Annotated in this window: 9 protein-coding genes and 1 pseudogene; 8 read left to right on the forward strand and 2 right to left on the reverse strand. The window is 61.6% G+C overall.

From position 1 onward, the window contains the following. The first annotated feature begins 208 nt into the window (after positions 1-208). From B7E11_RS22295 to B7E11_RS22305, 3 genes are read left to right on the forward strand one after another with little or no spacing between them, the layout of a single operon-like run. Positions 209-1528 (forward strand): glycoside hydrolase family 125 protein, encoded by a 1320-nt coding sequence (locus B7E11_RS22295; protein WP_080840938.1) that lies wholly within the window; start codon positions 209-211, stop codon positions 1526-1528. Further along, positions 1525-4671 carry an alpha-amylase family protein gene (locus tag B7E11_RS22300; protein WP_080838997.1) on the forward strand — a complete coding sequence of 1049 codons (3147 nt, stop codon included), beginning with the start codon at positions 1525-1527 and terminating at the stop codon, positions 4669-4671. The genes B7E11_RS22295 and B7E11_RS22300 overlap by 4 nt, the downstream gene beginning before the upstream one ends. 22 nt (positions 4672-4693) lie before the next feature. Beyond that, entirely contained in the window at positions 4694-7456 is a 2763-nt protein-coding gene (locus tag B7E11_RS22305) for an alpha-mannosidase (RefSeq protein ID WP_080838999.1), read from the forward strand. A 75-nt stretch (positions 7457-7531) separates the two neighbouring features. On the opposite strand, the pseudogene B7E11_RS22310 reads toward B7E11_RS22305, so the two are convergent. Both B7E11_RS22310 and B7E11_RS22315 read right to left on the reverse strand, forming a co-directional pair. Beyond that, positions 7532-7771: pseudogene (locus B7E11_RS22310) on the reverse strand (chromosome condensation regulator); the annotation flags it as partial. A 249-nt stretch (positions 7772-8020) separates the two neighbouring features. Then, positions 8021-8665, reverse strand: coding sequence for a metal-dependent hydrolase (locus B7E11_RS22315; RefSeq protein WP_080839004.1), 645 nt, complete (start codon positions 8663-8665; stop codon positions 8021-8023). 332 nt (positions 8666-8997) lie between these two features. Between B7E11_RS22315 and B7E11_RS22320 the strand changes: the two genes are divergently transcribed. From B7E11_RS22320 to B7E11_RS22345, 5 genes are all read left to right on the forward strand, one after another. Next, complete coding sequence (locus tag B7E11_RS22320; RefSeq protein ID WP_080839007.1) at positions 8998-9879, forward strand: aminoglycoside 6-adenylyltransferase; 882 nt, start codon at positions 8998-9000, stop codon at positions 9877-9879. 13 nt (positions 9880-9892) lie between these two features. Further along, a complete protein-coding gene (locus B7E11_RS22325) occupies positions 9893-10423 on the forward strand; it encodes a DinB family protein (RefSeq protein ID WP_080839009.1) in 531 nt (176 codons plus the stop codon). Positions 10424-10738: 315 nt separating this feature from the next. After that, positions 10739-13075, forward strand: coding sequence for a helix-turn-helix domain-containing protein (locus tag B7E11_RS22330; protein WP_080839011.1), 2337 nt, complete (start codon positions 10739-10741; stop codon positions 13073-13075). 321 nt (positions 13076-13396) lie between these two features. Further along, complete coding sequence (locus B7E11_RS22340; protein WP_240353395.1) at positions 13397-14386, forward strand: ABC transporter permease; 990 nt, start codon at positions 13397-13399, stop codon at positions 14384-14386. Beyond that, positions 14380-15279 carry a carbohydrate ABC transporter permease gene (locus B7E11_RS22345; RefSeq protein WP_080839018.1) on the forward strand — a complete coding sequence of 300 codons (900 nt, stop codon included), beginning with the start codon at positions 14380-14382 and terminating at the stop codon, positions 15277-15279. Before B7E11_RS22340 ends, B7E11_RS22345 begins: the two co-directional genes overlap by 7 nt. Positions 15280-15333: the final 54 nt, after the last annotated feature.

Genomic DNA, 15333 nt, shown 5'->3' on the forward strand with positions numbered 1-15333 from the left:
CGGCCGAGAGGACCTGCCGATTGTCAGGTCCGAGGCAGTCGCAATGACACAGGACATGCGAACGATGCCGTTCGCTTGAAAGCTTGAAATCAACATTCGCATGGCGCCGCAAGCAAAGGTCGCTCTCCCTTCGCCCGAAAGGCCGAGGAGGGGCGGCCGCTTGTCCCGGCGCGGAACAGAACGAAACGATAAAGGAGCCTACCCGAACATGGAACAATTCAGACTCCCGAAAATTCCGATCCCCAAGCTCGAGCTGCCGCAAGCGGTACAGGCGGTGCTCGCCGAAGCCGAAGAAAAACTGGCGCATCGGCCCAAACTGCTGAAGCTGTTCAAAAACTGCTTCCCGAACACGCTGGAAACGACGACGAAGCTGCTGGACGACGGCACGACGTTCGTCATCACCGGCGATATTCCGGCCTCGTGGCTGCGCGATTCGGTCGAGCAGGTCGTTCATTACGTGCCTTTGGCCAAGAACGATCCGGATTTGCAGCGCATTATCGCCGGCCTGATCAAGCGGCATGTCGCCTACATTCAAATCGATCCGTACGCGAATGCGTTCAACGAATCGGCCAACGACTGGCACTGGAATACGACGGACGAAACCGAAATGTCGCCGTGGGTGTGGGAGCGCAAGTTCGAAATCGACTCGCTCTGCTTCTCGATGCGGCTTGCCTACTTATATTGGAAGGAAACGGAGCGCACGGACATTTTCGACGCCGGCTTCAAAGCCGCGATGCGCACGATTTACGAGCTGTTTAAAACCGAGCAGCGGCACTTCGAGCTGTCGCCGTACCGTTTTACCCGCAACAACGGCATTCCGACCGACTCGCTGCGCAACAACGGGCTCGGCATGCCGGTCAACTATACGGGAATGGTGTGGTCGGGCTTCCGTTCGAGCGACGACGCGTGCGATTTCCACTACAACATTCCGGGCAACATGTTCGCGGTCGTCGCCTTGCGCCATATGCAGGAGTTTGCCGAGTGGGTGTTCCGCGATCTTGAATTCCTTCGCGAGCTGAAGGAGCTGGAGCAGGACATCGACCACGGGATCCGGCTGTACGGCATTTACCGGCATCCCGAATTCGGCCCGATCTACGCGTACGAAACCGACGGCTACGGCAATTACTGCCTGATGGACGACGCCGGCACGCCGGGGCTGATGTCCATTCCGTACCTCGGATACGTGTCCGCGGACGATCCGATCTATCAAAATACGCGCCGCTTCGCCCTGAGCAAGGAAAATCCGTTCTATTACGAAGGCGCGGCCGCAAAAGGCATCGGAAGCCCCCATACGCCGCCGGACTACATTTGGCATATGGCGCTGTCGATGCAGGGGCTGACGGCGACGACAGCCGAGGAAAAGCTGGAGATGATCGCGATGCTGGAGGCGACCGACGCGGATACCGGCTTCATGCACGAAGGGTTCCACGCCGACGATCCGAACGTGTTTACCCGCTCGTGGTTCGCCTGGTCCAACAGCCTGTTCTCGCAGCTCGTGTATAAAGCGATGAAGGACGGTTTGCTATGAGCCTTGAATCCGTCGTATCGAGTTTGCCGGCCCGCGTCGTTATTTTGTTCGATCCCGGCTTTCCGTCAAGCGGCGCCTGGACGGAGGCCGAAGCCGTGCAGCTCGGCGAATTCGGCAGCGTCGTCGCCGCGGGCGAACTGGCGCAGGCGCTTGACGCTCTCGGGGAGGGCGGCGTTTTCGTCAACCTGCACGCTCCGTTTTTTCCGAAGGACGCCTGGCCATCGATTCTGGGCTTTGCTCGGCGCGGCGGCGGCCTCGTCAGCGTAGGGGGCGCGCCGTTCAAGCGCCCGGTCCGTCTGCAAGAGGGACGGTGGATCGCGGAACCCGAGCAAACCGGCTACCATCAGCAGCTGCATATTCACGAAGCGCTGCGAGTTGACGGGGAAATCGTCGCAACCTGCGTCTCGAGCGAGTGCATTCCGCTGCTGCGGGGCGACGAGGGGCTGGTGCCGCTCAAGGAAGCGTGGAACCTGGTGCCGCACGTGACAAAAAGCAGCGACCACCCCGACCAGATGGGCTCGGGAGGCCCGATGGACACCCGGATTTATCCGCTGCTGAAAGGCATTTCCGCGGACGGGCGCGAGCGTTCGGCTCCGGCCGTCCTCTGGGAAAACGTCGGCGGCCCCTTCAAGGGAAGCCGCTGGCTGTTCGTCGGCCAGCCGCTTCCGGCGGGGGCGGAAAGCGTCAAGGCGCTCAAGCGGTGGACGGCGTTCGCGGCCCGCGGCGCGACGGAGCTGTGGCTGAAGCCCAACTACGCGTCCTATTCGGCGGGCGAGCGCGCCGCGCTGACGCTGCAAACGCAGCGGCTGGGCGGACCGCTTCCGCGCGCGGAGCGGGAGACGTGGCGCTTCGAGCTGACGGTGCGGCGCGAAGGAGCCGCCGAACCGGAATGGACGCAGAGCCTTGAAGCGGACGTCACCGGCGAGTTGAACTTCATCCGTCTGACTCTGCCGTTCGAGATCGGGGCCGGTCTTTACCGCGTCGCGTGCGAGGCGACGTCGCCGTCCGGCGAACGCCGCGTTCTGCGCCAGGCGTTCTGGGGACACGACGCCGCGCTGCTGGCGCAAGGGAAGCCGATCCAGGCCGGGCGCGATTATTTCGTCCAGGACGGGGTTCCGCTGCCGGTCGTGGGCATGACGTACATGACGAGCGACGTGGCGCGCAAATTTTTGCAGCTTCCGAACGCGGACGTCTGGGACCGGGACATGGCGCAAATGAAAAAAGCGGGCATCAACTGGATCCGCACCGGCATCTGGACGGCTTACCGCCACATCATGCTGGCCGACGGCCACGCCTCCGAGGAAGCGCTGCGCGCGATCGATGCGTTCCTGCTGACCGCGGCGAGGCACGAGCTGCACGTAACGTTTACGTTTTTCTCGTTTACGCCGGAGACGTGGGAAGGAACGAATCCGTATCTAGACCCGCGCAGCGTCGAGGCGCAAAAGCGGTTTATCCGTTCGATCGTCTCGCGCCACGCGGCCACGACGCACGTCGACTGGGATTTGATCAACGAGCCGTCGATGTTCGATCCGCCGCGTATTTTCTCCGACGGTCCACGTTCGGCGCGGGATCCGTTCGAGCGCAAGGCGTTCGGCGAATGGCTTGAGAGGCGGCACGGTTCGATTGCGGCGCTGCAGGAAAAATGGAACATGACGCCGGAGCAGCTTCCGGATTTCGCGTCGGCCGTACCGCCGGAGGCCGAAGAGATCAACTTCAGCGTGCAGGACATCCATTCCGGCAAAAAAGGCACCCGCTGGCTCGATTACTGCCTGTTCTCGATGGACATGCACAACCGGTGGGCGTCGGAACTGCGCGGCGCGATTCGGGAGCTCTGCCCCGACCACCTGGTGACCGTCGGCCAGGACGAAGCGCTCGGAGCCCAGCGTCCGTCTCCGTTTTTCTACGGGGAAGCGGTCGACTATACGACGGTCCACACCTGGTGGCTGAACGACGATCTGCTGTGGGACGGCATTTTCGCGAAGACGGCGGACAAGCCGAATCTCGTGCAGGAAACCGGCATCATGTACGTGGAAAAGCCGGACGGTCGGGCCAAGCGAACGGAAGCGGAGCTGCGCAATTTGCTGGAGCGCAAATACGCCTATGCGTTCGCGACGGGCGGCTCCGGGGCGATTCAATGGATCTGGAACACGAATTTTTATATGGACAATGCGAACGAGTCGCATATCGGCGCGCTGCGCGCGGACGGAACGGAAAAGCCGGAGGCGGACGTTTCGTACGATTTCGGCCGGTTCATGGGCGGCATCCGCCCGCTGTTCGCGGGCCGCAAGCTGGAGGAGATCGCGGTCGTCTTCCCGTATTCGAACGACTTTTCCAACCGCAAGCTTGCTTACGATGCCACGACGCGGGCGACGCGCTCGCTCGCATACGAGCTGAGGCTGCCGTTCCGCGGCGCTTCCGAATATCATCTGGACGATCTGGCCGCAAATCCGGCCAAGCTCATCGTCTTGCCCAGTCCGCATAATATGGACGACGAAGCGCTCGCGAAGCTGCTGCGCATCGTCGGCGAAACCGGAGCGACGCTGCTCGCGACCGGGCCGCTCGGGCTGGACGCGTACTGGCGGGATTCCGCGCGGCTGGACGGCCTGCTCGGCGCGGCCGAGGCCGGCAACGTGACGCGGGGAGAGCGGCTCGTCTTGGGCGGGAAGCGGCTGCCGGGTTCGTTCGGCCGCCGGCGGATCGCCGAGCTGGTCAAGGAAACGCGGCCGACGGCGGACGGAAGCGGCGCGGGCGCGGACGAATTGCGGGAGGTTGCCGTCGGAAGCGGGAAGCTCATCTGGTGCCCGCTGCCGGTCGAGCTGAACGACCGGGCCGAAACGGTTGCCGAGCTGTACCGGCACGCCGCCGAAGCGGCCGGAATCGCCGCGCCGCTCGAATGGCGCAAAGGCGGAGACGAGCCGGGCGTTTACGGGCGGAAGCTGAGTTTCGAGCAGGGCCATCTGTTCGTTTTCGTATCCGAAGCCGCCTGGGACGCCGAGATCGAAATCGGGGATCGGGACGCCGGCGCCGCGTATGCGTTCAAGCTGGAGAAGGAACGCTCGGTGCTGTTCGCGACGGATCGGACCGGCCGGGTGACCGCCGTCTATCGCCCCGAAGAAGTGGAAATTCGCACGTTCGATTTTTGACCGCATGGAAGGAGACGACAAGATGAGCCCCAAAAAAACGGCGCACATCATCTCCCACACCCACTGGGACAGGGAGTGGTACTTGCCCTACGAGAAGCATCACGTCCGGCTCGTCGAGCTGATCGACGTCCTGCTGGATAAGCTGGACGTGGACCCGGGGTACCGGAGCTTTTATCTCGACGGCCAGACGATTATTTTGGAGGATTACCTGCAGGTTCGTCCGGAGCAAAAGGAACGGCTGGAGGCATACATCCGCGAAGGGCGGCTCATTATCGGGCCGTGGTACATTTTGCAGGATGCGTTCCTGACAAGCGGCGAAGCCAACGTCCGCAATATGCAGATCGGCCACCAGGACGCGCGGCGCTACGGCCAGCCGGCCAAAATCGGCTATTACCCGGACACGTTCGGCCTGACGGGACAGACGCCCCAGCTGATGCGGCAGGCGGGAATCGGCAACGTGTTTTTCGGGCGCGGCGTCAAGCCGACGGGCTTCAACAACACCGTGTCCGACGGCGGCTACGAGTCTTCGTTTTCCGAATTGCTGTGGGTCGGCCCGGACGGCTCGAAGGTGCTCGGCATTTTGTTCGCGAACTGGTATTCGAACGGCAACGAGGTGCCCGCGGACGAGGCGGAAGCGAAAGCGTACTGGGAGCGCAAGCTGGCGGATGCGGAAAAGTACGCGTCCACCGGCGAGCTGCTGTTCATGAACGGCTGCGATCATCAGCCGATCCAGCTCGATCTGCCGGAGGCGATCGAAACGGCGAAGCGGCTGTACCCGGACGTGGAATTCGTTCATTCGAATTTTCCCGATTATGTCCGGGCGCTCGAAGGCGCGATCGACCGGGAGCTGTCTTCGGTGCACGGAGAGCTGCGCAGCCAGCGCACGGACGGCTGGGGGACGCTCGTCAATACCGCGTCGGCGCGCGTATATCTGAAGCAAATGAATCAGCTGGGCCAGGCGATGCTGGAAAAAGTGGCGGAGCCGCTGGCGACGATCGCGTCCCTGCACGGGGCGAGCTATCCGCACCACCTGTTCACGTACGCGTGGAAAACGCTGATGCAGAACCATCCGCACGACAGCATTTGCGGCTGCAGCGTCGACGAGGTGCACCGCGAAATGGTGACCCGCTTCGACAAAAGCCGCCACGTCGCGGAAAGCATTGCCGACGCCAGCGCTTCCGCGATCGCGGACCGGATCGACACGTCCGGCTTCGCCCGCTTCGGCGCGGAGGCGCGGCCCGTCGTCGCGTTCAATACGACGGGAACGGCGCGCACGGGCGTCGTCACGATCGAGCTCGACGCGGAGCGGCTGTACTTCCGCGAAGGCTATACGCTCGAGGAAGCGGCCGAGCGCATGAAGGCGGTCGACCTGTCCGGCCGGACGCTTGTGGACGCGGACGGCGCGGCGGTCGCCTGCACCGTCCGGGACCTCGGCTTGCAGTTCGGCTACGATTTGCCGGACGACAAGTTCCGGCAGCCGTATTTTTGCCGGCGGGTGGCGCTCACATTCGAGGCGGCCGACGTTCCCGCGCTCGGCTGGAAAACGTACGCATGGCTGCGTCCGTCGTCCGGCGCTTCATCGGCCGCCGCTGGAACCGGGGCGCCGGCATCGCTCGTTTCCGGTGAACGCGTGCTCGAAAACGGCTTCCTGAAAGCCGAAGTTTCGGACGACGGCTCGTTTGCGCTGACCGACAAAACGACGGGCCGCGTCTTCCGCGATCTCGGCGTTTACGAGGATGTCGGCGATATCGGCAACGAGTACATGTTCAAACAGCCGGACGGAGTGCCGGCGCAAACGACGAAGGGGCTGCCGGCCCGCATTTCCGTCGTCGAAAATACGGAATATCGCGCGCGCATTGAAATCGTCCACGACTGGGACATTCCGGCTTCGGCGGACGAGCGGCTGGAGGCGGAGCAGCGGGAGCTGGTGTACTATCCGCACCGCAAAAGCGGCCGCTCGAAGGAGACGGTGCGGCTGTCGATCCGCACGGTCCTTACGCTCGAACGGTCGGCGAAGGGGCTGGAAATCGAATCCTCCTTCGACAATCGCGCAAAGGACCATCGCGTCCGGATGCTGTTTCCGACGGACCTTGCGGCGGCGTTGCATCGCGCGGACTCGATGTTCGAGGTGGCGGTCCGGGACAACGTTCCGGCGCCGGAGTGGGAAAATCCGAGTTATACCCAGCACCAGCAGGCGTTCGCGGATGTCGCGGAGAGCGGCGCCGGCCTTACGGTGGCCAACCTCGGCCTGAACGAATACGAGGTTTTGCGCGACGGCCGCAACACGATCGCGGTGACCTTGCTGCGCTCGGTCGGCGAGCTGGGCGACTGGGGCCTGTTCCCGACGCCGGAGGCGCAATGCCTCGGCAAGCATACGGCACGGCTTATGCTCATTCCGCACGACGGGGACGGCGTCGCCTCCGGCGCATACGAGCGTGCATACCAGTTCCAGGTGCCGTGGACGGTTCGCCAAACCGGGTTGCACGAAGGCGCCGTCGCGCCTGTGTACGAGCCGCTGCGCTGGTCGGGCGACAAGCTGGCGTTTTCCTCGCTCAAGCTTAGCGAGGCGACGGGAGACGTTATGCTGCGCTGGTACAACCTGAGCGGCGAAGCGGAATCGCTTGAATTGAACGCGAATATCCCGGTTGCGGAAGCTTACAAGAGCAATATTTTGGAGGAGCGCGTCCAACCGCTCGAGACGGATAAGCCGGGCAAGCTGCAGCTCGCCGTCGGCGGTTGCGAGATCGTGACGATCGGACTTGGCGTCCAACGAAGCGAGCAGTAAAAAAAGATACGGCAGATCGAGGCGTTGCGCCTTGGTCTGCCGTTTTTTGCTCGGGACGGTCGGCGCGTCGAAAAACTAGTTGCCGGGCAGCCGGATGCCGCGCCAGCCGCTGACATCGCATTGGCCAAATTCATTGTCGCCCGCAGCCGCTACCGTGCCGTCTGATTTAAGGCCGAGCGTATGAGCGCAACCCGCCGCAACCGCCGCCATTTCGCTCCAGTCGTTTACATTGCATTGGCCAAATTCATTATTGCCCGCAGCCACCAAAGTGCCGTCCGATTTAAGCCCGACGGTATGACGACGCCCCGCCGCTATGGTGTTTTTCGGCCACCGTTTCACTTTAAGCGACGCTTCTTCTTTCGGTGATAGGCAATCTTTCATGTTACCTCCTTAAAGGCAAGACCTATTTTTTGTAATTAAACCGGCCTTTGCCTTCTATTCCTACATCCTACCAGAAAAGGCGTGACGATTTAACGCACTGCCGAAAGCGGCCATAACGAAACCGCCGGAAACCCGCAATCCGGCGGCTGTTCGGAGCGAAAGGGCTAGCTGCGCTTGTCGGCGTCAAAACGGAACCTTGAACGTCTTCTTCGTGAGCGGATACAGCAGCTTGACGCCGCTCGGCGTCATCGTATCCAGCAGCAAGTGCGAAACGTAGCCCGCGACCGCGAAGTTGGTCAGCCCCTGGATGCCCAGCTCGTTCTCGAAGGCGCGCCCGATAAAGCCCCAGGCGACGACCGCCCAGACGGTGTGCGTCAGCCCCCGGTGATTCAACCAGGGCGCCCAGGCGACGAAGACGCCCAGTCCCATCATCCCGTATAGCTGATCGTTCCATCCCGAATAGACGAGTCCGACTCCGATCAGGCTGACGAGCAGATTGCGCATGAAGCCCTGCTTCATCAGCAGGCCCAGGAGCAGCGCGGCGACCGCGGCGGCCGCGGGCTTCGGATATAGGACGCCCCAGGCGAAATAAGACCAGGCAAAGTAACCGACGGCCGCGGCCCCTCCCCACAAGGCGCATTCGCGGATAAAGCCGGTCGCTTTGCCGAGCTTGGCGCTCAGCAGGTTGTTGCCGTCGAGATCGGCGGCAAGCGCGGAAAACGCGGATACGGCGACGTAAAGCAGGGCGTCTTCCGGCCGGAACGGGTAGACGAGCGATGCCGCGAGTCCGATGCCGGCGCCGACGGCGAGATGAGTCGAACCTTTCATAATGCCTCCAAAAACGAACCAATGTTGTTAAAAGATGAATGAGAACGTTTGTTTGCTTTGTCATTATACATGCGTTTCCGGGAAAAGGCAATCTTCGCGTCCGGCGGCCATGACATGCCGCCGCGCGGCTTGCGCCGCAATCGCTCCCCGGCATGCATTGTGCTTCCGACGGGAGTCTTGTATTCTGAAAGGGAAAGGGGAGAGCGCGCATGAAGAAAAAGTGGAACAAGTTGTAACGCCGGGCCCGAACCTTCGTTTTTGCGGCTCGCATCCGTGGACCTCCGAATCGCCTTCTAACGCCCGAAAAAATAAAAACGGAGGTTGAATCGAAAATGCGAACGGAAAACGAAATGCTGGACCTGATCCTCGATTATGCCAAAAGCGACGAGCGCGTCCGTGCCGTGACGATGGAAGGATCGCGGACGAACCCGAACGCGCCCCGGGACCTTTTCCAGGACTACGATATTTCCTACCACGTGACGGAGATGGAATCCTACTTGCGGAACCCCGGCTGGATCGACGTTTTCGGGGAGCGGATCATTTTGCAGATGCCCGAGGATATGTGCATGTTTCCCCCGGAGCTCGGCGCGCGGTTTTCTTACCTGATGCTGTTCGCCGACGGCAACCGGATCGACCTGACGCTCATTCCCGTCGAAGAGGTCGAAGCCTACTGCAAGGAAGACAAGCTGATGAAAGTGCTGCTCGACAAGGACGGACGGTTTCCCGAGCTTCCGGCTCCGACCGACGAAGACTATTGGGTCAAACGTCCGACCGCCGAATGGTTCGCCGATTGCTGCAACGAGTTTTGGTGGGTGTCGACCTATGTGGCCAAAGGCTTATGGCGCAAAGAGATGCTGTACGCGCAGGAGCATTTGAACCGTTACGTCCGGCCGATGCTAATCAAAATGCTGGAATGGCAAGCGGGCATCGGAACGGGATTCGCCGTCAGCGCGGGCAAAAACGGAAAATATTTGGAAAACTATTTGCCCGAGCCCAGCTGGCGGACACTGATGGCCACCTATGCGGACGGCAGCTACGAGAGCGTCTGGAACGCGCTCTTTGCCGCGGGCGAGCTGTTTCGCCGGACGGCGGTCCACGTCGCGGGGGATCTGGGCTTCGAGTATCCCGAGGAGGACGACCGGCGCGTAACCGCCTATTTGAAGCGCGTCCGGCAGTTGCCGCCGAACGCCCGCGATTTTGATGTTCCCGGATGAAAGGAGCGGCGCGATGAATTTGACGATGAAGCCGGAAGAAGCGATCGAAGTGCTGGAGCGTACGCCGCCGACGCTTGAAGCTTTTTTGTCCGGATTATCGGACGGCTGGCTGGAGTGCAACGAAGGCGTAGGAACGTGGAACGTCTCCGAAGTGATCGGCCATCTGATCGAAGCGGAAAAAACGAACTGGATGCCGCGGCTGGAATGGATCGTGAGGGAAGGGGATCGCAAGCCGTTTCCTCCGTTCGACCGGTTCGCCCACTTGAAGGAAGACGCCAACCGGCCGATCGGGGAGAAACTGGCGGAGCTGAAAGCGATTCGGGCGCAAAATATCGCCAAGCTCAAATCGCTGGCCGATCCCGGTTTGCGACTCGAATTAACCGGCATGCATCCCGAGTTCGGCCCCGTGAAGCTGCGGGAGCTTCTCTCCGCGTGGGTCGTTCACGATTTGACGCATATCGCGCAGATCGTTCGGGTGATGGCGGAACGATACCGGGCCGACGTCGGGCCCTGGCAGGCGTATTTGGGCATTTTGAAAAAATAGAGCCGTCCGGGCGATCGGACGAATCGCGCGGCTGCCGGCAGAGGACCGGCTCGAACGGCGGAGCGAATCCGCCGTCCGGGCCGGTTTTTCGTTCGATGGGCCCGCTCACGCGCAAAGAGGCGAATCCGCAAGCGGCCAGGGTACAATTTTTTGTCCGGCACCCATTTGTTTCGGCGCGCGGCCGGTCCGGCCCGTTCTCTTGACCGCGGAGGGAGGGAACGGTACGATTAGAGCGAATTAAAATGTAAGCGATTGCACGAAGGCTGCGCGAATCCGCCGCATTCGCTTGCGCTCGGTAAACGGGGGGATAGGCCGATGATCTACGCGAAACCGGTCGTGGCGATCGGGAAAGGGAGAGTGTTCGCCAAGTTTTTGCTTTCCTATTTTTTCATCCTCGTCATTCCGCTGTCGATCGGGTTGTACGCTTACGAAAGAACGATCGAAGTGCTGCGGGAGGACGCGGTCACCTTGAATGCGGCCGTGCTTCAGCAAAGCGAGCAAAACATGAACCAGCTGCTGCTGGAGATTCGCGACGTCGTTTCGCTCGTCTCGCTCAACACCGACATGCTCATGCTGATGTCGAACGCGGGGCCGGAATGGTCTGCCGATACGATTTACCGTTTTTCCCAGCTGAAAAACGAGCTGAGCAAGCTGTCGACGAATAAATATTTTTCGGACGTTTTCGTCTATATGCGAAAAAGCGGGTCGGTCGTATCCAAAGACTACGTGGAGCGCGCGGCCGAGCACCCGATGCGGATCGGCGCCGAGCCGCTCGGGTTGTGGCTGGAACGGACGCTTCGGGAGGGGGACGTCAACCGGTACGCGCGCCTGGAAAACGTGGCCGGCCTGCGTGCGGACGGCAATTACATCGCGTACGTAGGGGCGCTGCCGCCCGGCTACAGCAGCCGCATCGACGGCGCGGTCGTCATTCTCATGGAGGAGAAGACGGTCGCCTCCATGTTCAGCCGGCTGCTTGTTCAGCCCGGATCGTTCGCCTACATCGTGGACGAGGAAAACCGGCTCATCGCCTCGGCAAGCCGGGGGACCGGACCCGTTCGGCCGGTGGCTTTCGAAGCGGAGGACCGGGCGCGGTATCAATTCCTTAAAATGAACGGCCAAAACATGTTCGTCAGCAACACGCGTTCCGCGACGAACGGGTGGACGTACGCGGCGGGCGTTCCGGCCGAAACCGTCCTGTCCAAGGCGGACTACATCAAGCGGATCAATCTCGTCGTTCTGCTTCTGGCCGGAAGCGCCGGCTGCGTGATCGCGCTTCTGTTCGCGTACCGGAACAGCAAGCCGATCGTGGAGCTTTTGGAATCGATCAAGGATTTCGGGGCCAGGGACAAGGAGCGGCGGCGGAAGCCGAACGAAATGGAAATGCTGAAGTCGGCCGTCAGCCAAATGAAAAACAGCCACCAGCGGCTCAACGTGCGGATGAATCGCCAGCTCCCGCTGCTGCAGGAGGCTTTTTTCGAGCGGCTGCTGAAATCGGGATTCAACAGCCGGGACGAGTTGAACGCGCGGCTGGCCGGCAGCGAGCTCGAGCTCCGCGAGGGGACGGCGCTCGCCGTCGCCGTCAAGCTTCGCGGCGGCGAATTTTCCGCGGACGAACGGGCCGATTCCGTCGCGCCGCTGCCGGAAACGAAGCGGAAAGCGCGCGCCGCGCTGGAGGAGGCGCTGGAGGGCGGCGCCTACGTTCACGATCCGGGCGGCGAGACGCTTGCCCTGATCGTGACGGCCGGCAGCGAAGGAAGGGAAGCGTTTTTGCGCGGGTGGGAGGAGCGGCTTCGGAACGTTCAAGAGCGGCTGCTGCACGAATGCGAAGCGCCGACGTCGATCGGAGTCGGCCGGACGTACGCCGGTCCGATGGACCTGTGGCGATCCTGGAACGAGGCGTGCCAGGCGCTGGATTACCAGGAGCCCGGGTTGCCGCAGCAGCTTACCCGCTATGACTCGTTCAGCCGCAACTCGAACCATTACTACTATCCGCTCGATTTGGAAACGAAGCTGATCCATACGGTCCGGTCGGGGGATACGGAGGCGCTCGCCCGCCTGTTCGAGCACTTCGAGCATCAAAATTTTCAACTGCGCCGGCTCAGTCCGATCCGCAAGAAACAGCTGCTGCAGGAGATGCGCGGCACGCTCGAAAAGCTGTCCGAACAAATCCGGTTCCGCTCGGGCTTGGAACCGATCGCGGCCGAGCCGGACGGCGTCGCCGGGGAAACGGGCGGACGGGAGGACGCCTTCGCGCAGCTGAAACAAACCTTTTTCCGGCTGTGCGAGCATCTGGAAAACCAAAAAAACGAGCGCTACCGGGAAACGTTCGAACGGATGAAAGCTTATATCGCCGCCCGCTGCAACGACAGCAATTTGAGCCTGAGCGAGCTGGCGGGCGAATTCAAGCAGTCGGAAAGCTACGTGTCGACCTTTTTCAAGGAGCAGATGGGGGCTACGTTTTCGGACTATTTGGAGCGGCTCCGCCTGGAACAGGCTTGCGGGCTGCTGCGCGATTCGGAGCTGGCGATCCGGGAGATCGCCGTCCGCGTCGGTTACGGAAGCGACAAATCGTTTCGCCGGGCGTTCAAGCGGGCGTTCGGCACGCAGCCGACGGCGTTCCGGAAAGCGCAGGAGGCCCGGCTCGAAGGATGACCGGCCCGGGCGATGGCCGGTCCGGCGGGCGGGGCCGCCGCGGAAGGCCGTCCGCGAACGAATGCGCGCCTGCGATCAAAGGTCCGGCCGCCCGCCCGGACAGCGGAAAAAAGCCAGGCGCCGCGCGGCTTCAAGGGCCGCGGCAAAAAAAAGCGTGCCCTGAAACAACTGATCCTTTACGGCGGAGAAGAAACGGGGCTAAGGTTGAAATGATAGCGCTGTCATTTTGCCTTTCCGTTTTCAGCCTGCCCTATTACATTCGAAGCAGACGCCGCGGAGATGCCGCCGCACGGCTGCCGTCAAGGAGGAGGTCGACATCGATTGAATAACGCCACCGCCCCGCCGCGCGCGCTCCGGACGGCGCCGAACGCGTTCGGCTTCGCGGGAATCGCGCGCAAAGCGAAAAAGCAAAGGCTGCTGCTGCTTCTGCTGCTGCCGGCCGTCGCTTACTTCATTTTGTTTTCATACGTCCCGATGTACGGAGTGCTGATCGCGTTCAAAAACTTCCGCCTGCAGGAAGGCCAGAGCTTTCTCGCCAACATCCTGCATTCGCCGTGGGCCGGCCCGCTGGGACTCGACCACTTTCGGGCGTTTATCGGCGGCCCGCATTTCGGCCGCTTGCTGCGGAATACGTTTTTGCTCGGCTTTTATTCGCTGCTGTTCGGGTTTCCGGTGCCGATTCTATTCGCGCTGCTGCTGAACGAGCTGAAGCGCCGTTTCTACAAAAGCTTCGTGCAAACCGTAAGCTACCTGCCGTATTTTCTGTCCATCGTCGCCGTCGTCGGCATGATGAAGGTCGCGCTGTCGCCGAGCACGGGGATCGTCAACCAGCTGCTCGCCAGGTTCGGTCTGGAACCGATCTACTTTTTCGCGATGCCCGAATGGTTTCGGTTTTTGTTCGTCGGCTCCGGCATTTGGACGGGGATGGGGATGGGTGCGGTCATCTACCTGGCCGCGCTCTCCAAAGTGGACGCCGAGCAATACGAGTCGGCCGTCATCGACGGAGCGTCGCGGCTTCGGCAAATGTGGCACATCACGCTGCCCGCGATCAAGCCGGTCGTCGTCATCACGCTCATTTTGAACATGTCGGGGGTGCTCAGCGTCGGCGCGGAAAAAATCATTTTGATGTATAACTCGCTCACCTACGAAACGGCCGACGTCTTTTCGACTTACGTGTACCGTCGCGGCTTGATCGAGCTCGATTTCAGCTTCGGCGCCGCGGTCGATCTGTTCAATGCCGCCGTCAACATCGCGTTTCTGGTCACGGCGAACGCCATTGCCCGAAAGGTGGCGGACGAAAGCCTATGGTAAAAGACGCCGGATTCGGTTCGAAGGTGCTCGACGCCGTCGTGCACCTGACGATGATCCTCGTGCTGCTCGCGACGCTGCTGCCGCTCGTGCATATCGCCGCCGTGTCGTTCAGCGATCCCGACGCGATCGTGCGCGGAAAGGTCGGCCTTCTGCCGTCCTCGTTCAGCCTGGAGGCGTATCGGACGATTCTGTTCGAAAACGCCCATATTCCGAAGGCGTTTCTGAATTCGGTCGTCATTACGGCCGTCGGCACGGCGATGAACGTCGCGTTCACGACGGCGGCCGCCTATGCGCTTGCCAAGCGGGATTTGCTGTTTCGTCCGTTTTTCATGACGATGGCGGTGCTGCCGATGTTTTTCACCGGCGGGCTCATTCCGCAGTTTTTGCTCGTCAAGTCGCTCGGCATGATGAACACGGTGTGGGCGGTCACCGTCCCCGCGCTCATCAGCTCCTGGTGGCTGATCATTATGATCTCGTTTTTCCGCCATTTCCCGGCGGAGCTGGAGGAGGCCGCGAAGCTGGACGGCTGCGGCGAATGGCAGTCGCTGCTGCGGATCGTGCTGCCCTTGTCGATGGCGGGCGTCGCGACGATCGCGCTTTTTTACGCGGTGTCGCACTGGAACTCCTATTTTTCCGCCATGCTTTACTTCCGCAGCTACGACAAATACCCGCTGCAGCTTATTTTAAGGGAGATCGTTTTGCAAAACACGCTCGCCGAACAGCTTGCCGCGCAGGGCAACGCAGCGCTCGCCGAGGATTACGGGACCAGGCTGACGCCGGAGAGCGTGCAGTACGCCACATTGATCGTTTCGATCGTGCCGATGCTGGCCGTTTACCCTTTTATCCAAAAGTATTTCGTCAAAGGGATGATGATCGGCTCGCTCAAAGGCTAGATCGGCTTTTTCGCCGTCCCGGGAGCCGGCGTTGCTTTTCTGGAGCGCCGGGGC

Source organism: Cohnella massiliensis (assembly GCF_900169535.1).
GTDB classification, from domain to species: domain Bacteria; phylum Bacillota; class Bacilli; order Paenibacillales; family Paenibacillaceae; genus Cohnella; species Cohnella algarum.

What these genes read in the sequence shown, in the direction of transcription:
- B7E11_RS22315 (WP_080839004.1), bottom strand. Translation starts at nt 8,665, where the DNA reads ATGAAAGGTTCGACTCATCTCGCCGTCGGCGCCGGCATCGGACTCGCG.
- B7E11_RS22300 (WP_080838997.1), top strand. Translation starts at nt 1,525, where the DNA reads ATGAGCCTTGAATCCGTCGTATCGAGTTTGCCGGCCCGCGTCGTTATT.
- B7E11_RS22345 (WP_080839018.1), top strand. Translation starts at nt 14,380, where the DNA reads ATGGTAAAAGACGCCGGATTCGGTTCGAAGGTGCTCGACGCCGTCGTG.
- B7E11_RS22325 (WP_080839009.1), top strand. Translation starts at nt 9,893, where the DNA reads ATGAATTTGACGATGAAGCCGGAAGAAGCGATCGAAGTGCTGGAGCGT.
- B7E11_RS22320 (WP_080839007.1), top strand. Translation starts at nt 8,998, where the DNA reads ATGCGAACGGAAAACGAAATGCTGGACCTGATCCTCGATTATGCCAAA.
- B7E11_RS22330 (WP_080839011.1), top strand. Translation starts at nt 10,739, where the DNA reads ATGATCTACGCGAAACCGGTCGTGGCGATCGGGAAAGGGAGAGTGTTC.
- B7E11_RS22305 (WP_080838999.1), top strand. Translation starts at nt 4,694, where the DNA reads ATGAGCCCCAAAAAAACGGCGCACATCATCTCCCACACCCACTGGGAC.
- B7E11_RS22295 (WP_080840938.1), top strand. Translation starts at nt 209, where the DNA reads ATGGAACAATTCAGACTCCCGAAAATTCCGATCCCCAAGCTCGAGCTG.